Source organism: Stenotrophomonas sp. 1L-E-5-B-C3, from assembly GCF_057292075.1.
In genome coordinates this window covers 17,323-36,277 of record NZ_JBXAWS010000020.1, presented here as the reverse complement: position 1 = coordinate 36,277, position 18,955 = coordinate 17,323, and the positions used below count along the sequence as shown (strand labels likewise).

15 protein-coding genes are annotated in these 18,955 nt (G+C 66.2%); 7 read left to right on the top strand and 8 right to left on the bottom strand.

Features of this window, described 5'->3' with window-relative positions; all coding sequences use genetic code 11:
* Positions 1-25: 25 nt before the first annotated feature.
* Complete coding sequence (locus AC0Z6F_RS19590) at positions 26-679, bottom strand: hypothetical protein (protein WP_032130383.1); 654 nt, start codon at positions 677-679, stop codon at positions 26-28.
* Positions 680-1,193: 514 nt separating this feature from the next.
* Between AC0Z6F_RS19590 and folB the strand changes: the two genes are divergently transcribed.
* The 4 genes from folB (at position 1,194) to AC0Z6F_RS19570 (ending at position 5,852) form a co-directional block, all read left to right on the top strand.
* Positions 1,194-1,547 (top strand): dihydroneopterin aldolase, encoded by a 354-nt coding sequence (gene folB, locus AC0Z6F_RS19585; RefSeq protein WP_025878255.1) that lies wholly within the window; start codon positions 1,194-1,196, stop codon positions 1,545-1,547.
* A gap of 62 nt (positions 1,548-1,609) precedes the next feature.
* On the top strand, positions 1,610-2,881 hold the full coding sequence (locus tag AC0Z6F_RS19580) for a mechanosensitive ion channel family protein (RefSeq protein WP_485618197.1): 1,272 nt from the start codon (positions 1,610-1,612) through the stop codon (positions 2,879-2,881).
* A 128-nt stretch (positions 2,882-3,009) separates the two neighbouring features.
* Complete coding sequence (locus tag AC0Z6F_RS19575; protein ID WP_485618195.1) at positions 3,010-5,184, top strand: glycoside hydrolase family 3 N-terminal domain-containing protein; 2,175 nt, start codon at positions 3,010-3,012, stop codon at positions 5,182-5,184.
* 131 nt (positions 5,185-5,315) lie between these two features.
* Positions 5,316-5,852: a hypothetical protein gene (locus AC0Z6F_RS19570; protein ID WP_012509849.1), complete on the top strand. Its 537-nt coding sequence runs from the start codon at positions 5,316-5,318 to the stop codon at positions 5,850-5,852.
* A 117-nt stretch (positions 5,853-5,969) separates the two neighbouring features.
* Here the strand turns inward: AC0Z6F_RS19570 and AC0Z6F_RS19565 are convergent, their stop codons facing one another.
* Positions 5,970-7,136: a PQQ-dependent sugar dehydrogenase gene (locus tag AC0Z6F_RS19565; RefSeq protein WP_448122484.1), complete on the bottom strand. Its 1,167-nt coding sequence runs from the start codon at positions 7,134-7,136 to the stop codon at positions 5,970-5,972.
* A gap of 170 nt (positions 7,137-7,306) precedes the next feature.
* Here AC0Z6F_RS19565 and yiaA point away from each other — a divergent pair, with 170 nt between their 5' ends.
* A complete protein-coding gene (gene yiaA, locus AC0Z6F_RS19560; RefSeq protein ID WP_012509851.1) occupies positions 7,307-7,759 on the top strand; it encodes an inner membrane protein YiaA in 453 nt (150 codons plus the stop codon).
* A gap of 52 nt (positions 7,760-7,811) precedes the next feature.
* Here the strand turns inward: yiaA and AC0Z6F_RS19555 are convergent, their stop codons facing one another.
* The 6 genes from AC0Z6F_RS19555 to AC0Z6F_RS19530 all read right to left on the bottom strand — a co-directional run bounded on the left by AC0Z6F_RS19555 (position 7,812) and on the right by AC0Z6F_RS19530 (position 14,227).
* The gene (locus AC0Z6F_RS19555; RefSeq protein WP_485618193.1) at positions 7,812-8,141 is read right to left on the bottom strand and encodes a hypothetical protein; all 330 of its coding nucleotides are present in this window, start codon (positions 8,139-8,141) and stop codon (positions 7,812-7,814) included.
* 108 nt (positions 8,142-8,249) lie between these two features.
* Positions 8,250-9,551 carry an APC family permease gene (locus tag AC0Z6F_RS19550; protein ID WP_012509853.1) on the bottom strand — a complete coding sequence of 434 codons (1,302 nt, stop codon included), beginning with the start codon at positions 9,549-9,551 and terminating at the stop codon, positions 8,250-8,252.
* Complete coding sequence (locus tag AC0Z6F_RS19545) at positions 9,548-10,309, bottom strand: L,D-transpeptidase family protein (protein WP_485618191.1); 762 nt, start codon at positions 10,307-10,309, stop codon at positions 9,548-9,550. The genes AC0Z6F_RS19550 and AC0Z6F_RS19545 overlap by 4 nt, the downstream gene beginning before the upstream one ends.
* Positions 10,310-10,324: 15 nt before the next feature.
* Positions 10,325-11,173 (bottom strand): MurR/RpiR family transcriptional regulator, encoded by an 849-nt coding sequence (locus AC0Z6F_RS19540; RefSeq protein WP_197585183.1) that lies wholly within the window; start codon positions 11,171-11,173, stop codon positions 10,325-10,327.
* Positions 11,174-11,696: 523 nt separating this feature from the next.
* Positions 11,697-12,791 (bottom strand): dipeptide epimerase, encoded by a 1,095-nt coding sequence (locus AC0Z6F_RS19535; RefSeq protein ID WP_485618189.1) that lies wholly within the window; start codon positions 12,789-12,791, stop codon positions 11,697-11,699.
* A complete protein-coding gene (locus AC0Z6F_RS19530) occupies positions 12,788-14,227 on the bottom strand; it encodes a C40 family peptidase (RefSeq protein ID WP_485618187.1) in 1,440 nt (479 codons plus the stop codon). The genes AC0Z6F_RS19535 and AC0Z6F_RS19530 overlap by 4 nt, the downstream gene beginning before the upstream one ends.
* 132 nt (positions 14,228-14,359) lie before the next feature.
* Here AC0Z6F_RS19530 and AC0Z6F_RS19525 point away from each other — a divergent pair, with 132 nt between their 5' ends.
* Positions 14,360-15,850 (top strand): transglutaminase-like domain-containing protein, encoded by a 1,491-nt coding sequence (locus AC0Z6F_RS19525; protein WP_065724838.1) that lies wholly within the window; start codon positions 14,360-14,362, stop codon positions 15,848-15,850.
* A 51-nt stretch (positions 15,851-15,901) separates the two neighbouring features.
* Positions 15,902-18,925, top strand: coding sequence for a TonB-dependent receptor (locus AC0Z6F_RS19520; protein WP_485618185.1), 3,024 nt, complete (start codon positions 15,902-15,904; stop codon positions 18,923-18,925).
* Positions 18,926-18,955: the final 30 nt, after the last annotated feature.

The window sequence follows — 18,955 nt, the reverse complement described above, 5'->3', positions numbered from 1 at the left end:
CGCCGGGCCATACCCGGCGGACGCATTACGGACGCCCTGCCAACGGCGACGCCGCCAATACCGTCGTTGCCCGCTCATGGCGTTGCAACCAGCCCAGCGTATGCGGGCAGCGCGCATGGATCAGCCGCCCGATCGCAGCCAGGTCGGCACCGATGTCGCGTTCCAGGATGGGTTCGTGGTGGGCGATCCGATTGCGCAGGAGGCGGATGCGTCCGATGTCTGCGTGGATGCTCGTGCGGACGACGCTGAGAGCATTCTGTGGCGCGTTCGGCAACGCAATCTTCAAGCCCCGCGTCCAGATGGCTCCCTCGAAGCGCCGCGTGAAAAGCTGCTGCCAGAACGCGAAGCGAAGGCTGGCGATGATCTCCTGAGTGTCCATCCGACGACCAGCCTGTCTATGGAGATCCTGCAAGGCCGACAACGCGCCATCTGCTGGCATCCGCTGCAGCAGTGCAGGATGCCAGGGCCAGCGCGGCCCAAAGGCATGCGCCAGCGCCGCGGCCACCGCGTTGCGGATTACGATTTCACAGACGTGCAGGGGGGATAGCAGCGCGCCGCACATCTGCATGTTCCATACGTAAAGCGAGGCGGCATCCAAAGAGTGCCGGTCCGCGATACGTTTGTACGTCGCCCACCGTGGGCGTGACAGCGCTGCCTGCAGGATTCGTTGCTCTCTCATCAAATGCGGGACCACATGGCGGATCATCAGCCTGCGCTGGTTGCCGCTGGCGTGATATCGGGCAATGCCGCCGCGTCAGGCAGCAGAATTCCTGTATTGCCCTTGGCTTCCTCCAGCATGTCGCGATTGACTCTGGACCGTCGAGGGAATGAACGTCATGATCTGCATCGTGTGCTTCGGGACTCGCGGCTGGATTCCAGCTCCCCCCGAGGACGTTGAGAGGTACCAAAGGGCCCCGCTAGCAGGGCCCTTTGTTTTTTGGAAATGCGGGCATAGTCGGAATCGCCTCTTGATCCGCAGACCTCACCCGCTTCAATTTCGACGCCTGCGCCACCGGGACTCGCGGCTGTTCAACAGCTCCCCCCGGGGACAAGCGGTAGTACCAGAGGGCCCTGCTAGCGGGGCTCTTTGTTTTTCCCAGTGCCGCATTCCTGCCGGCCACCCACCGCCCGTTCCGGGCAGGCTCACCGCCGTGCCGTTACCATGGCCCCCTGTACTCGGGCTGGTAAGCGCAATGGACAAGGTTTTCATCGAGGGGCTGACGATCGACGCCCTGATCGGTATCTACGATTGGGAACGACGGATCCGCCAGGACCTGGTGTTCGACCTGGAGATGGGCTTCGACAACCGTCGTCCCGCGGCCTCCGACGACATCGCCCATACCCTGAACTACAAGGCGGTGAGCAAGCGCCTGGAGCAGTTCGTGCGCGAGTCGGAATTCGGCCTAGTGGAAACCCTGGCCGAGCGCTGCGCACAGATCGTGCTGGACGAATTCGACGTGAAGTGGCTGCGTCTGAAACTGAGCAAGCCGGGCGCGGTGCGTGGCGCGCGCGCGGTGGGCGTGATCATCGAGCGCTCGCGGGACTGATCCGGTAGTGCCGGCCGCTGGCCGGCACCCCCAACAACAACGACAACGCAAGGAGACAACTGATGGTGGACGCGGTGGTGGCGGTACAGTGGCTGGAAAAGCTGCAGAACACACTGGAACCCTATCCCGGCGCCTACCTGGCGTTGATGATCACGGCGCTGCTGGTCGCAGCCGGCCTGGCCAACTGGGTGACCAAGCGCATCCTGGTGCGTGGCCTGCGGCGCCTGCTGCAGCGCCTGCCCGGTGCCGAGTCCGGGCGCGGCAGCCATCTGATGCGGGTCATCTCGCGCCTGTCCAACGTGGTGCCCAGCCAGGTGATCGCCTCGGGCATCACCCTCATTCCCGACCTGCCACCCGGCCTGGTCAACGTCATCATCAAGCTGTGCATCGTATGGGCCGTGCTGACGGTGTCGATGGCGTTCTCGCATGCGCTGGACGCGGCCAACAGCCTGTACGAGCGCAAGCCCGATGCGCGCAACAAGCCGATCAAGGGCTACCTGCAGGTGGTCAAGATCGTGGTGTTCGTGGCCGCCGGCTTGTCCATCATCGCCACCCTGCTGGGGGTGAAGCTGGGCCCGCTGGTGACCGGCCTGGGCGCGGCCACCGCAGTGCTGATGCTGATTTTCCAGGACACCATCCTGTCGCTGGTGGCCAGTGTGCAGATCAGTGGCGATGGCCGTGTGCGCATCGGCGACTGGATCGAAATGCCCAGCCAGAATGCCGACGGTGACGTCATCGATATCGCGCTGCACACCGTCACCGTGCAGAACTTCGACAAGACCATCACCACCATCCCGACCAAGAAACTGGTGACCGAGTCGTTCAAGAACTGGCGCGGCATGCAGGAGGCCGGCGGCCGCCGCATCAAGCGTGCGCTGTATCTGGACCAGCACAGTGTCGGCTTCCTGGACGAGGGCGACCTGGCCTTCCTTGGCCAGTTCGCGCTGCTGCGTGATTACCTGCAGGAGAAGGAGCAGGAGCTTGGCCAGTGGAACGGGCGCCTGCGCGAACAGGGCGTGGCCGAGGTCAACAGCCGCCGGGTGACCAACCTGGGTACCTTCCGGGCCTATGTGGAGCGCTACCTGCGCAACCACCCGGGCATCCATACCGACATGACCCTGCTGGTACGGCAGCTGCAGCCGACCACCGAGGGCCTGCCGCTGGAGCTGTACTGCTTCACCCGCAGCACCGCCTGGGGCGAGTACGAGGCGGTGCAGTCGGACATCTTCGACCACCTGCTGGCGATCCTGCCGGCCTTCGGCCTGCGCGTGTTCCAGGCCTCCAGTGACGCCATGTTGATGGCCGGGCAGCGCCAGTTGGCCGGCTCGGAGTAAGCTGCGATGCCTCCGGCGGGGCCATACGGACCCCGCTGGTGGCTGAAACTGAATGAAAAAACCTCTCGCCAAATCGCCCGGGATCGCTAGAATGCCGGGCTTGTAAACGTTTTCATCAAGGACTGCCGGTGGCCTCCGATCGCATCGAATCCCTCATTGCCCAGATGACCGTCGAGGAAAAGGTCGGCCAGCTGGGTGTCTTCGCGGACATGGTCCGCCCGTTCGCCCCGGACGTGAACCCGGAAGCCAACGTGCGCAATGCCGACCAGGTGCTGCAGCAGGTGCGCGAGGGCAAGGTCGGTTCCCTGTTCAACGGCGTGGGCGCCGAGCTGGGCCGCCGCATCCAGCAGGTCGCCACCGAAGAGAGCCGCCTGGGCATCCCGGTGATCCTGGCCGCCGACGTCATCCACGGCATGCGCACCGTGTTCCCGATTCCGCTGGGCGAGGCCGCCAGCTTCGAGCCGGAGCTGGCCGAGCGCACCGCCCGTGCCACCGCCGTCGAGGCCACCGCTGCCGGCCTGCACTGGACCTATGCGCCGGCGGTGGACATCGCCCGCGACCAGCGCTGGGGCCGTGGCGCCGAAGGTGCCGGTGAGGACGTGGTGCTGGGGTGTGCGTTCGCCGCCGCCCGCGTGCGCGGCTTCCAGGGCAGCGACCTGCGCGCTGCCGATTCGCTGCTGGCCACGCCCAAGCACTTCGCCGCCTATGGCGCGGTGATGGCCGGCATGGAATACAACATGGTGGACATCTCGCCGCAGACCCTGCGCGACGTGCACCTGCCGCCGTTCAAGGCTGCGTTCGACGCCGGCGCGATCACCGTGATGTCCTCGTTCAATGACATCAACGGCGTGCCGGCCAGTGCCAACGCCGAACTGCTGACCGACATCCTGCGCGGTGAGTGGAAGTTCCCGGGCGTGGTGATCTCCGATTACACCGCCGACATGGAACTGGTCGCGCACGGTTATGCCGCCGACGACCGCGATGCCACCGCCAAGGCGTTCACCGCCGGCCTCGACCTGAGCATGCAGAGTGGCTTCTACGCCGAGCACCTGCCGGGCCTGGTCGAGAGCGGCGACGTGCCGATGGCGGTGCTGGATGAAGGCGTGCGCCGCATCCTGTGGTTGAAGGAAACCATCGGCCTGTTCGACGACCCGTACCGTTCGCTGGACCCGGCGCGCGAAGCCGATACCTCGCATATCGCCGACCATGACGAACTCTCGCGCGATGCCGCGCGCCGCTCGATCGTGCTGCTGAACAACCGCGACAACGTGCTGCCGTTGCAGAAGACCGGGCAGAAGATCGCACTGATCGGCCCGTTCGTGCAGGACCGCGAGAACATCGAAGGCTGCTGGACGCTGTTTGGCGACAAGCAGCGCTACGTGGACCTGGAAACCGGCGTGCGCGCCGCCATCGGCGATGAATCGCTGCTGGAAATCGTGCCTGGCTGCGAACTGGAAGTGGCCATCCCCGGTGGCACCGAAGCGGCCGTGGCCGCCGCGCTGCGCGCCGACGTGGTGGTGCTGGCGCTGGGCGAACCGCAGCGTTACAGCGGCGAAGCGCAGTCGCGCGTGGAGATCACCCTGCCGCCGGCACAGCAGGCGCTGGCCGAAGCGGTGGCGATGACCGGCAAGCCGCTGGTGGTGCTGCTGCGCAATGGTCGCGCGCTGGCCATGCAGGGCGCCGTGCGTAATGCGCAGGCGGTGGCGGTGACCTGGTACCTGGGCACGCAGACCGGCCATGCCGTGGCCGATGTGCTGTTCGGCGATTACAGCCCGTCGGGCCGCCTGCCGGTCAGCTTCCCGCAGGTGTCCGGCCAGCAGCCGTACTTCTACAACCACCCGCGCACCGGCCGGCCGGAACTGCCGACCATGTCGGAGTTCAAGGCGCGCTGGCGCGAGATTCCGAACGAGCCGCTGTATCCGTTCGGGCATGGCATCGGCTACACCAGCTTCGCCTACGGCGTGCCGCAACTGAGCGCAGCCCAGCTTGGCTGGGACGACACCCTGACCATCACCACCACGCTGACCAACAGCGGTGACGTGGCCGGTGAAGAAGTGGTGCAGCTGTATATCCACGACCGCGTGGCCAGCCGCGTGCGTCCGGTGCGCGAGCTGAAGGACTTCCGCAAGGTGGCGCTGCAGCCGGGCGAGTCCACCGAGGTGGTGTTCACCCTGAGCCACGAGCAGTTGGCGTTTACCGGCCGCGACGGCGTGCTGCGTGCCGAGCCGGGCCAGTTCGATGTGTGGGTGTGCGCATCTTCGGCCGTGGGCGAGGCCGTGCAGTTCGAGCTGCTGAAGGCCTGATCGAGAAAAAGGGGACGGAGGGGATTAAGTCGTTTGTGCCACAAACGACTTAATCCCCTCCGTCCCCTTTTTTGTTGTCCTCACTGCGGCGGCGCTACCATCGGCATCCTTGAACCGATGGATGCCCGCGCATGCGCATGATCGCTGTGTTGATTCCCGCCCTGTTTCTGGCGGCCTGTTCGCAGCCGCCGGCCGAGCCTGCGGTGGATGCACCGCCACCGATGGAGGCCAGTGCCGCGGCGACGCCTGCGGCTGAACCGGCGAAGGCTGCTGCCGAGCCGGCCGGCGCCGCACCGACGGATGCGCCCGCGGAAGACGCGCGTGCGCGCATTGAAAGCCTGCTCGGCGATGCCGCGCAGTACGAAAAGGTGTTCAACGCCTTCAGGACTGCGGTGGTCGGTGGTGATCGCGCTGCGGTGGTGGAAGAGGTGCGCTTCCCGCTGAATATCGCTAACGGAAAGAAGATCACCGGCCCCGGTGAGTTCCAGCGCAGCTACGAGAAGATCATCACGCCGGCGGTGGTCAAGGCGGTGTCCGAACAGGACTTCGGCAAGGTGTTCGTCAACCAGCAGGGCGTGATGATCGGCGATGGCCAGGTGTGGCTGAACGGGCAGTGCCTGGACCAGGCCTGCACGAAGACCGAGGTGAAGGTCATCACCATCCAGTGAATGCGAACGGCCCCGCATACGGGGCCGTTTCGTATGGGTAGTGCCGGCCGCTGGCCGGCAACCGCAGGATGCCGGAAGAACCCAGGGTGCCGGCCAGCGGCCGGCACTACCAGGACATCAGGTCTTCGGGGTGAGCTTCAGCAGGCGCGCCTTGTTGCCGTCTTCCAGCAGCCACAGTGCGCCATCCGGGCCCTGTTCCACTTCACGGATGCGTTCGCCCATGTTGAAGCGTTCGGCTTCGCGCGCGCTGTCGCCATCGAAGGCCACACGCACCAGCGAGGTGGATGACAGGCCGCCGATGAAGCCGCTGCCCTTCCACTGCGGGAACAGGTTACCGCTGTAGATGACGAAGCCGGCCGGCGAGATCACCGGCGTCCAGGTCACCTTCGGGGCGGCGAATTCCGGGCGGGTGCTGTGGTCGGGAATCGGGCGGCCGTCGTAATGGTCACCATTGGAGACGATCGGGTAGCCATAGTTGGCGCCGCGGACGATCAGGTTCAGCTCGTCGCCGCCGGCCGGGCCCATCTCGTGCGCCCACAGCTTGCCGTTGGCGTCGAAGGCCATGCCGAGGATGTTGCGGTGGCCCAGCGACCACACCTGCGCGGCAACACCGCCCTGCGAGGCGAACGGGTTGTCGGCGGGCAGGCTGCCGTCGTCGTTGAGGCGGATGATCTTGCCGAGATTGCCGCCCATGTCCTGTGCCGGATCGAACTTCTGCCGTTCACTGGAACTGATCCACAGCTTGCCGTCCGGGCCGAAGACGAGGCGGTGGCCGTAGTGGCCCTCGCCGCTGACCTTGGGCGTCTGTCGCCAGATCACCTTCAGGTCCTTCAGCTCACCGCCACCCTTGGCATCCAGCGCCAGCGTGGCGCGTGCGACGGCAGCGCCACGGGTGTCCAGCGTGCCCTCTTCGGCATAGCTGACGTAAATGACGTGGTTGCGGGCGAACTGCGGATGCAGGATCACATCGCCGAAACCGCCCTGGCCACCGTAGGCGACCTTGGGCACACCGGTGATTTCATGCTTCTGGCCACTGGCCAGGTCCAGATGCTGCAGCTTGCCGCGCTTCTCGGTCACCAGCAGGCTGCCATCGGGCAGGAAGGTCATTGCCCACGGCTGGTCGAAACGACTGATTTCGGTTGCGGTGAACGGTCGCTGGTCGGCGGCGTCTGTGCTTGCAGCGGAAGCTTTCTGCCCGCTGGCATCGGGGCCGGCGGCACTGCAGGCCGTGGTGGCGAGGATCGGCAACAGGCCGAGGGCGAGCAGCAGGGGCGTGCGGGTCATGGGTATCTCCAGCGGAAGGGGATGCGGATGGCCAGGCTCTCCCTTGTATACCACCGGGGCGGTGACGGTCCTGGCCCGAAGGTCCTGTTTCCCCCTGTGCGGCGGCGGCGGGATCGTCTAGGGTGGGTTCGCCCGGGCAAAGCATGCCCGCCTGACTGCAAGGAACCGCAATGAACGCACCAATCATCCATCGACCCTCGCCGGCCTTCATTGCCGCCTCCTGGGTGGCCCTGCTGCTCGGCGCGGTGGCCTACCTGGTAGGCCTGTTCAATGCGGAGATGCCGCTGAACGAGAAGGGCTACTACCTCACCCTGCTGCTGTTTGGCCTGTTCGCAGCGGTGTCGCTGCAGAAGAGCGTGCGCGACCGTGTCGAGGGCATTCCTGTGAGTGGCCTGTATTACGCGCTGTGCTGGTTCGCCTTGCTGTCTGCGCTGTTGTTGCTGCTGGTTGGCCTGTGGAACGCCACCCTGGTTCTGAGCGAGAAGGGCTTCTACGGCATGGCCTATGCGCTGTCGCTGTTCGGCGCGGTGGCGGTGCAGAAGAACACCCGTGACCTGATCGCCGCCGGTGGCGGTGAAAGCAAGCGCAGTGCAGGCGTGCCGCCGCTGCCGGAGCAGGAGTGATGCAGCAACGGTAGCGCCGGGCCATGCCCGGCGCTGCCGCATATCGGGTCCGTCAGGGGCCGCGTGCCAGGCGCGGTTCCACCTGCTGCGCTTCCTCCCAGCCACGGCGCACGGCATTGCGCGCCTGCGCCCACTCCAGCCGGCTCTTGCCACGTTCGCTGGCCCAGCGTGATTCCAGTTCGCCCTCCATTTCCTCGTAGGCGCGGATCATGTCCTGCGCGCGGGCCGAGTGGCCGATGCGGTAGGCCGGTTCGTAGTCGTCGAAGAACAGCTGATCGTCATAGTACGGTTCAGACGCATAGCGCTCGCGCCAGTAGTTGGAGATTGCATCACGCGGCGTGCTGTCATCCGGCACGCGGCCGGGGATCTGGTATTCGGCCATGGAAGGGCTCCGTTGTTGACGAAGCCTGATCGTGCCTGCGTGGCGGTTAACGGCCGGGGCCGGCAGCGTGATCGTCAGATCAATCTGCCGGTCAGGGCGCGCCACCGCTCACCCGGCGTCGGCATCCTTGCGCGGCAGTTTGTAGATCACTGCACCGATGGCGAACGCCACCAGCGCGGCGGCGATGTTCTGCCAGCTGGCACTGGCGAACAGGGCCAGGCACAGCAACAGCGCCAGTACCGGAATCAGCGGGCCACCGGGCAGCTTCAGCGCACCGGGGCGGTCGGCGTAGCGCTTGGCCAGTACCAGGACTGCGGCGGCAGTACCGATGTAGGCGAACAGGCGCGTGGTCATCGACAGCAGCGCCAGCTGCACGAATGACCCCGACAGCGCCAGGCCGAGCGCGATCAGGCCCTGGCACAGGATCGATGCGGCCGGTGTATGGAAGCGCGGATGCACCTGCGCCAGGATCTTCGGCCCGTAGCCATCGCGCGCGAGCGCGAACAGGAAGCGCGGGCCCATCATCATCGTGTTGCTGTTGGTGCCGAGGATGGAAATGGTCGCGCCCACGGTCAGGATCAGCGCGAGTGCCTCACCACCGAAGCCTGCGGCGGCGTCGGCCAGCGGCGTGGCCGAGCTGGACAGCCCGGCCAGCGTGCCCTGCGCCACCACCTGCACCGCTCCATAGATGACGGTGACGGTGATGATCATGGTGATCAGTGCGAACGGAATATCGCGGCGCGGATTGCGGTACTCGCCCGCTGCTGCCGGGATGTTCTCGAAGCCGGCGTAGGCGTACAGCAGCAGCAAGGCGGCTTCGCCCATGCGCTGCAGGTCGTGCGGGTCCGGGCGCTGGCCGGAGAACACCAGCTGCGGATCGATGTAGAACGCGCCGATGGCCACGAACAGCAGCAGCGGCAGCATCTTGCCGATCACCAGCACCACGCCGGTCCGCGCGGCCGAGCGCACGCCGATGATGTTGACGCCGGTGAGGAAGCCCAGCGACACCACGATCACCGCGATGCGGCCCATGCCGGCGCCGGCCCAGGGCCAGAAGCGTGCCACCGCATCGGCCAGCGCATTGCTGAGCGCGGCCGCCGAGCTGATGCGGGTCAGCCAGATCATCCAGCCGATCTCGAACCCGGCAAAACGGCCGAACGCCTCGCGGGCATACAGGTAGCTGCCGCCGGGTTCATCGAAGTAGCTGGCGGCCTGTGCGTAGCACAGCACCAGCAGCGCGACGACGATGCCGGCGGCGACCACGCCCCACAGGCTGAAGGGGCCGAGCAGGGCGACGGTGGCGGCCGGCAGCAGGTAGATGCCGCTGCCGATCACGTCGTTGATCGACAGGCCGACGATCTGCCAGCGGCTGACCGCGCGCTGCAGCTGCGGTTCGTCCTGCGCGCTCAACGGGCGTCTCCGCTCAGTGCGGGCAGTTGCCACTGTGCCTGCAGGCGCTTGTACTCGGCGCGCGGCAGCAGCACGAAGCGCGGCGTATCCTGCGGCCGCAGCCAGTCCAGCAGCGCCTGCATGCGTGGCTGCGGCATGGCGGTGCAGCCGGCGGTGGCCTCACCCGGCTGGCGCCACAGATGGGCGAAGATGCAGCTACCCTTGCCGGGCTGGTTGTCCGGGTTGTGGGCAATCACGAAGCCTTCCTGGTAGCGCACGTCGCCCTGGTTGTGCAGGTCCAGCCGCATCGGCTCGGTGGAGCCCTTGACCGCGGCGCTGCCGACCTTCCTCGCATCGACGATGCGGTTGTAGAACGGTGAACCGGGCACATCCATGCAGTAGCTGCTTTCAAGCATGGGCTGGTAGGCCATCGCAGTTCGGGGGCGGGTGATGGCATAGCCGAAGGCGCTGCCGAGCGCGAACACGCCGGCCGGGCTGCGGCCATCGCCTTCCTGCTTCTGCGGGCCTTCGCCCTGTGCCGGATGCAGGCCCAGGCCCCACGCGCTGCCGGTACGGCCGAGCGCGACCGGGAAGGCCTGCCCGTGCGCGCGCCAGCCCTTGCCGTCGCGTACATAGGCCTGCAGCTGCCCCTGGGTGCTGTTCCAGTTGTCGCTGGTGACCACGATCAACTGGCGTGCACCATCGAGCGGCGCAGCGTGGGCGGACATCGCAGCGGCAAGCAGCAGCGCAGTGGTGGCGAGACGGGCCAGCGAATTCATCAACGTGCGCTCCGGTCAGGAATCCAGCAGGTGGTCGATCCGCTCCAGATTCACCGCCAGTTGCTGCTGGCGGTCCGGATTGGCGTGGCAGAGCAGCACGAACAGGAAATCGAGCAGCGCGTGCATGGCGCTACGGTACAGCAGCTGCGCGACCTGCGGCGTGCGGTCGTGCGCGCACACTGCCAGCGCGGCATCAGCATGCGCGCGCAGCGGGTTGGCGGTGTGGCGGGTAATGGAAATCACCTTGCCGCCCATGTCCTGGAACTGCCGCGACAGCTGCGAGAGCTGGGGCAGGTTGCCGAACTCGGAGAACATCAACAGCGCGTCACCGGGGCGCGCGGCCGACAGGTTGGCCAGCATCAGGATCGGATCGGTATGCGGCACCACCAGCAGCCCGAGCAGCGACAGCCGCATGGCGAACTCACGCGCGTAGAGGCCGTCATCACCCAGTCCGTACACGAACAGCTTCGGTGCCCCATCGAGCAGCTGCACGATGCGCTCGATCTCCTCGCGCGGATTGGCCTGGCGGGTTTCCTCCTCGGCCTGTGCCTTGCTGCGGCGCAGGGCCTCGCCCAGGCGCAGGTAGTCGTCACCGCTGTCTGGTTCACTCGGCGCCTGTTGCGGATCGGCACCGGCGCGGGCCACGTCCTGGCCGATCGAATACTTCAGGTCCGGATAGCCCTTGAAGCCGAGCTTCTGGCTGAACTTCACCACGCTGGACTGGCTGATGCCCAACGCGCTGGCCAGCTGCTGGGACGAGTAGTCGCGCAGCAGGTGGGCGTTGTCGAGGATGAAGTCGGCGATGCGGCGCTCGATGGCCGACATCTGCCCGCGCTCGGAGCGGATCTTCAGCAGGGGCGGCATGCGGGGAGTCCGGGTATGTGTAGGCGCGTTGCGGTTGGCAGCGTAGAGCAGATTATGTGGTGGGTCGGGCGGGCGGGGTTTGCGGGGGACGCCGCAAGTACGTCCGTGTAGGCTTGGCCGCCGCATCCATGCGGCGGACACCCCCGCAAGCCCCACCCGCCCGACCTCGGACAGATCGCGCGCGTGCCAGCCGCGAAGGGGGTACGGGGTAGGGCAGAAGCAAGAGCAGGAGCATCCACGCATGGCGTGGATCTACGGGGTGCAGTTGTTGCCTTTGACGTTGAGTCCGCCTTCAAGCGAGCCGAGCACCGCAGGTCCGGCGAGGGCGAAGAGGCGCGGGTGTCCGAGCGTAGCGAGTTCCGCGCCGTCCCTCGGCGGGCCGAGGAGCGCAGGGCACCGACGTGCGCAGCACGTCGGCTCGCGGCCGGCGGAGCGCTTCTTTTGGTTACTTTTCTTTCCGCAGAAAGAAAAGTAACGCCCGACCCAAAGTCAGTTATACGCCAGGCCAGCCGCAAGGCAGAGATCAACCCAGCATCTCCAGCCCGCGCACTTCGGTGATGCCCAATCCTGGTACGTCGCTGATGCTGATCTCCGACTCGTTGAAATGCACGCCGCCGCTGACCGGGTCGAACTGGCCCAGCGAGGGACCGTCCAGGTCGACCTTGGTGATCACATCGCTCTTGGCCACGGCCAGATGCACGGCGGCGGCCACGCTGATGCTGGACTCGATCATGCAGCCGATCATGCAGGGCACACCGTAGATACCGGCGATGTCGGCGATGCGGATCGCGTTGGACAGGCCGCCGGTCTTCATCAGCTTGATGTTGATGATGTCGGCCGCGCGCTGCTGGATCAGGTCCATCACCTGGCTCGGGCTGAACACGCTTTCGTCGGCCATCACCGGCGTGTTGACGCGGTCGGTCACGTACTTCAGGCCACTGATGTCGGCCGCCTTCACCGGCTGCTCCAGCAGTTCCAGCACCACGCCGGCCTCTTCCAGTGTGCGCATCGCATGCACCGCCTGCTTGGCGGTCCAGCCCTGGTTGGCATCCAGCCGAAGCAGGGCGCGGCCTTCCACGGCGGCGTGGATTGCCTTGACCCGTTCGATGTCCAGACCGATGTCCTTGCCGACCTTGATCTTCAGCGACTCGAAGCCGCGCTCGATCGCTGACAGCGAGTCGGCCACCATCTTGTCGATGTAGTCCACGCTGATGGTGATGTCGGTGGTGATCACCGGGTCGCCGCCGCCCAGCATCTGGTACAGCGGCGCGCCATGCAGCTGTGCCCACAGGTCGTACAGCGCGATCTCCACCGCCGCCTTGGCACTGCTGTTGCGCTCCATCGCGGTCTGCACCAGCGTGCACAGATGGTTGAGGTTGACCACGTCCTGGCCGATCAGGCGCGGCGCGATGAAGTGGCGGATCGCCTCGATGATCGAGCCGTGGGTATCACCGGTGATCACCGCGGTGGCCGGCGCTTCGCCATAGCCGGTGTGGCCGCTATCGGTGCGGATCAGCACCACCACGTCTTCCACGGTTTCCACCGTGCGCAGGGCGGTCTTGAACGGTGTTTTCAGCGGCACGCGCAGCATGCCCAGTTCGATGGCAGTGATCTTCATTCAGGAGTCTTGGCACGCAGGCGTTGGATGTTGGTGATGCGATCGATGTAGCGGACGCTGTCGCTGGCCATCATCGGCTCCAGCGGGGTGACCGAAACACCATTGAGATGGGCCTGCACACGCTTGCCGTCGGCACCGAACCAGCTGCCGCCCGCCGTATCGTGGATGACCCAGGTGCGGCCGTCGACATGGCCGATGGCCATCATCACGTGGCCGGGGATGTAGACCAGATCGCCCACCTGCAGATCGGTGACGGCGCTGTCGCGCACGGCCTTGCCGTCCTTGCCGGTGAACGGTACGCGGTCCAGCGCCGGGCTGACCGCCTGCGCGCTGGTATTGCGCGGCAGCAGTACGCCGAAGCTGCGGTAGATCTCGGAAACGAAACCGCTGCAGTCGCGGGTGTCGTAGTCGTGGCCCCAACCGTAGCGCTCGCCGAGGAACTTGAAGGCCTGCTGCAGCAGCAGGCGTGGGGTCAGCGGCAGGTAGTCGGCGGCGGTGTCCTGCGAGCGCGGCAGCAGCGCCGGCACCAGCTTCAGGCGACCGTCGGCCTCGCGGACCGGCAACTGCACCACCCACGATGCATGCGCCTGCTGGCCGTTCACCGGCTCGGCAGCCGGCCAGTCGGCCAGCACCGGCAGGCGCACGCCCATGTCCAGCTGCAGGCGCGAGACACGCGGTTCTTCCGGTGTGTAGGCGGTCTGTGCGGTGGCGCCGGTGACGATGCGGTACGGCCCCTTCGCGCCGTAGCCGAGCACGGTGGCCTTGTCGCCGCTGGCGATGGCGTCGGCCTCGATCCATGCGCTGTAGCGTTCGCTGTGCACGAACAGCCAGCGGCCATCGGCGCTGCGATGGACCACGGCGACCTTGTCGCCGGGGAACAGAGCCGATTCCTGGAAGCGGTCGATGTCGGTGTCGCCGACGGTGCTGAAGACGCGCTCGCGGGTGGGGAAGGTGCGCAGCGCGGCGCGCTTCACCACCAGCCCGTATTGCGGTGTCGTCTGCGCGGGAATGGCATCAAGACCGAGATTGGCTTCGATCGCGCTGCGCAGTGCCGGGGTGATGGCCTGGCCCTCGTCGTTGTACAGCGTGCGGGTGGGCCAGCTCGACAGTGCGGTGATGCTGCCGCGCACTGCCGCCGCATCAAGCTGTGCGGGCAGCACGGCGATGTCCTGGATGTGTCTGTCCTGCGCCCGCATGCGCGCGTTCTGCGCGTCGATCTGCGTGCGGTCGAGGATCGGGGTGTCGGCGTTCTCGAGCCGTGCTGCCCAGTAGCCCGGCGTGAGGTAGGCCTCGTGCAGGCCGATCACATACGGCAGCGGTGCGCCGGGATCGGGCGCCGGGGTGGCCTGTGCAAAGGCCGGTGCGGCCAGCAGGCACAGGGCCAGGGTCAACCGGCGCGGCCAGTGCCGGCGCGGTTCGCGGGAAGCCAGGATCATGCGCTGCACACCCTCCTCGAATGCCTGTAGGAATATTTATTCCTTTCGGTGTCGAAAGCAAGAATAAATTATTGACCGGTCCCCCGGCCCGTGTTACACAGCCGTTACCACCCGCGCTTGGGAAGTGTCGCTGTGGATCCTGCCGTTCGCAAACTGCGTCTGCCTGCTGCTGCCGGCCTGAGTGCTGCGCTGCTGCTGTGCGCGTGGTCGGCGGGAGCGGAGCCGCCACCCTCGGCCATCCAGTTCGCGCGGGTCGTGCAGATGATCGATGCGGGACGGTTCTCCGAAGCGGGAAGTGCGCTGAACACGTGGTCGGCAGCGGATGCGGCGGAACCTGGCGTCAGCGAACAGGACATCGGCTTCCAGCAGGAGCGCATGCGGCGGATCCGCCTGGATTTCTCCCTGGACCAAGCCGCTGCCAAGGCGGCCGTACGCCGCTGGATTCCCGATCTGACCGATGAAGAGTTCGCGCGCTGGGACCAGCTCGGCCTGATCGAACGTCTCGATATCGACGGCACGCGCTGGTACTTCAAGCGCGCACCGTCGAACCTGTTCCTGCTCAGCGACGAAGCGCGCGCACGCCGCCGCGCGGATGCGCCGCTGCCGGCGCCCGGCCCGAACGAAGTGCTCAATGCACACCATGCGCGCGTGATCGCGGCGGCAGAACAGAGCGGCCAGGCCTCGGTGCTGCCGCAGCGCATCGAATTCACCCAGTCGCTGACGGTCAAGGCCGATGCCGTGCCTGCCGGCGAAATGGTTCGTGCGTGGATTCCATACCCGCGCGAGATCCAGAGCCAGCAGGAACGCGTGCAGTGGCTGGGCAGCACCCCCGGCAGGGCGCGCGTGGCACCGGCCAGCACGCTGCAGCGCACCGCTTATCTGGAAGCAAAGGCGGTGGCTGGGCAGCCGACGCGCTTCGAGATCCGCTACGCGGTGACGATCCTCGCCCGCCATACCGCGATCGATCGGGCCAAAGTGCAGGCCACGCCGGCCGATGCGGCACTGAAACCCTACCTGGCCGAACAATTGCCGCATGTGCGCTTCACTCCGGCACTGAAGCTGTTCTCCGACCAGGTGCTGCAGGGCGAGACGCGTCCGTATGAAATCGTGCGAAAGCTGTTCACCGCCGTTGATCGCATTCCGTGGGCCGGCGCGCGCGAATACTCCACGATCAGCAACATCAGTGATTACGCATTGCGCGCCGGCCATGCCGATTGCGGGCAGCAGACCCTGTTGCTGATCGCGCTGCTGCGCATGAACGGCATTCCCGCGCGCTGGCAATCGGGCATGGTGTTCTCCGACGATGGCAGCGGCTACAACAACCTGCATGACTGGGGGCAGGTCTACCTGGCGCCGTATGGCTGGCTGCCGATGGACGTGACCACTGGTGCGCTGGCCAGCGATACGCCCGCGCTGCGTGATTTCTACCTCGGTGGCCTCGACGGCTACCGCATCGCCTTCAACGACGATTTCGGCCAGGCCCTGGTGCCGGCCAAACAGCACCACCGCTCGGAAACGGTCGACTCGCAGCGCGGCGAGGCCGAGTGGGCAGGCGGCAACCTGTACTTCGACCAATGGAACTACGACTTCCAGTGGCGGGTACTGCCAGCCGGGCAACGCTAGCGCGATACACCACCCACACCACCATTCAATTCTTGCAGGAGAGAGCAGGGGATGAAGGCTTACACCATCAAGCGGGCGGCGTTGTGCGTCGCCCTCGGGGCGTGCCTGGGCGCGATGCTGCCCAGCATCGCGTTGGCACAGAATGTCAGTGGTGCCGTGGCCGGCCGTGCCACCGCCGGCGACCAGGTCACCGTGGTCAGCAGCAGTACCGGCCTGACCCGCACCGTCACCGTCGGTGCCGATGGCAGTTACCGCCTGGGTCAATTGCCGGTAGGCGACTACCAGCTGCAGCTCAGCCGTGAGGGCCAGGCGCTGGGCGATCAGGTCGCGGTCAGCGTCGCCGTCGGTGGCACCACCACGGTCAACCTGGCAAGTGGTGGCGGTGTCACCAATCTCGATGCACTGCAGGTGCGCGGCACCCGCGTGATCAACCGCGTGGATGTCTACTCCACCGAAACCTCGTTCAACATCAATCGCCAGGAGATCTCACGGCTGCCGGTAGCGCAGGACCTGTCCGCGGTCGCGCTGATGGCACCGGGCGTGGTGGGGGGCAATTCGTCGTTTGGTGGCCTGTCGTTCGCCGGTTCCTCGGTGGCCGAGAATGCTGTCTTCATCAACGGCCTCAATGTCACCGACATGTACACCCGGCGCGGCTTCAGTACCGCGCCATTCGCCTTCTTCAACGAGTTCCAGGTCAAGACCGGTGGCTACTCGGTGGAGTTCGGCCGCTCCACCGGTGGCGTGATCAATGCGGTGACCCGTTCGGGCAGCAACGTGTTCGAAGGCGGCGTGGAAGTGACCGCTGAACCGAGCGCGTGGCGTTCCAGTGGCGGCGATCATTTCCACCGTGACGGTACGCCGCATTCCTACGGAAGCCGCGACAACAATTCGTTCCTGAAGACCAACGTCTGGGGTTCCGGCCCGATCATCAAGGACAAGCTGTTCCTGTTCGCCATGTACGAGGACCGCAGTGACAAGGGACACAACACATCGTCCGATGGCAGTACCTGGTTCAAGAATGATTCCGGCAACGGCTTCTGGGGCACAAAGCTGGACTGGAACATCAACGACAACCACAGCCTGGCACTGCTGGCGTTCTCCGACGAGGGTGACGTCACCAATGCCTCGTATGGCTACAACTGGAACAACGACCGGCTTGGCGCCTGGGGGGGGGACTCGATCACCGAGACCGGCGGCCGCAACTGGTCGGCGACCTACACCGGTCATTTCGGGCAGAACTTCACTGCCCGCGCCATGGTTGGCCAGAACAAGCAGCGTGCGTTCACCAACTCGTCGCTGGACCAGGCCTGCAGCCCGGTGTTCACCGACAGCACCTACGGTCCGCGCCTGGGCAAGCTGCAGGGCCTGCGCGCCGGCTGCCATCCCACCGGCACGGCGGTGGCCGAGCGCGATGACACCCGCGACGTGGCCCGCCTGGACTTCGAGTGGCAGCTGGGCGACCACCTGCTGCGCTTCGGCGTGGACCGCGAGCTGATGACCACCGACCAGTCCACCCGCTACCCGGGACCGACCGCACTGAGCTATACCGCCTACGTCGCGCGGCCCGGCGATGAAGTGTGGGACGGCGCCAACGCCTATGTTCCGGCCGGCGTCACCGAGATGCTGCGCGCACGCAACCGCCAGTCCGGCGGCAAGTTCGAGACCGAGGCCAACGCGTTCTACCTGGAAGACATCTGGAACATCACCCCGAACCTGATGCTCAACCTCGGTGTGCGCTGGGACCGTTTCGAGAACCGCACCGCCGCCGGCAAGGCGTTCATCAAGATGGACGACCTGATCGCACCGCGCGTCGGCTTCTCGTGGGACATGCGCGGTGATGGCAGCACCAAGCTGTTCGGCAACGCAGGCCGCTACTACCTGCCGGTGACCAACAACATCAACGTGAACTTCGCCGGTGGCCTGACCGACGAGTACAGCTACTACGTGCTCAACGGCTGGGAGCAGAAGACCTCGCCGACCGGCTCGCCGTACATGGCACCGATCGTCGGCCAGCAGATCGGGCCGACCGACACCCGCATGAACACCGGTGGTGCCGATCTGCGCCAGAGCGTGGACCGCGACCTGAAGGCGGTCTACCAGGATGAGTACATCCTCGGCTTCCAGAACATGATCAACCAGGCCTGGTCGTGGGGCGTCAATGCTACCTATCGGCGCATGACCCGCGCGCTGGATGACATCCGCATCAACTACACCCCCTGTGGCCCGACCCCGAGCACGCTGTGGCCGATCGCCAACCCGGGCGAGAGCCTGACGATCTGGGGCGACAAGAGCATCGGCTGCGCCAATGAAGGCTGGATCACCATCGATACCGCCAACAGTGGCTACCGCAAGGGCGGCAGTGGCGAGGTGATCGGTTACTCCAAGCCCAAGCGCACCTACAAGGCGCTGGAGTTCCAGATCGACCGTGCATGGGACGAGAAGTGGATGCTCAACGCGTCCTACCTGTGGTCGAAGAGCGAGGGCAACTTCGAGGGCCCGGTCAACTCCGATACCAACTACGGCGACACCGGCATGGTCCAGTTCTGGGATCATCCGGCCACCAACGAGCGCTACGGCGTGCTGTTCAACGACTTCCGCCATCAGTTCAAGCTGCGTGCCGCCTACGCACTGAACAAGCAATGGTCGTTCGGCACCACGCTGCAGGTGCAGTCCGGTGGCCCGATCACTGCGTACGGCGTGATGTGGCCGAACGATTCCATCGCCGGTGGTAGTACCTCCAGCGAAGGCAGCGGCGGTGGCACCGGCTGGCTGTGCGTGGCCAACTGCTCGGGCCCGTACGACAAGCGCCAGTTCGAGTACAGCCCGCGCGGCGCGTTCGGTCGCCTGCCGTGGACCTGGACCATGGGTGCCAATGTGACCTGGCGCCTGCCGGTGGAGGGCATCGACCTCAGCGCGCGGCTGTCGGTGTACAACCTGTTCAACAACCAGAAGACCATCAACGTGCATCAGCGCTATGAAGCGCAGCCGGGACAGTACCGCGAAGCCACCTACGCAACCGGCACGCGTTGGCAGGCACCGCGCTACACCCAGCTGGTGGTGACCTGGAACTTCTGAGGCCGTGATCCGCGCCGTCCACCGTGACGG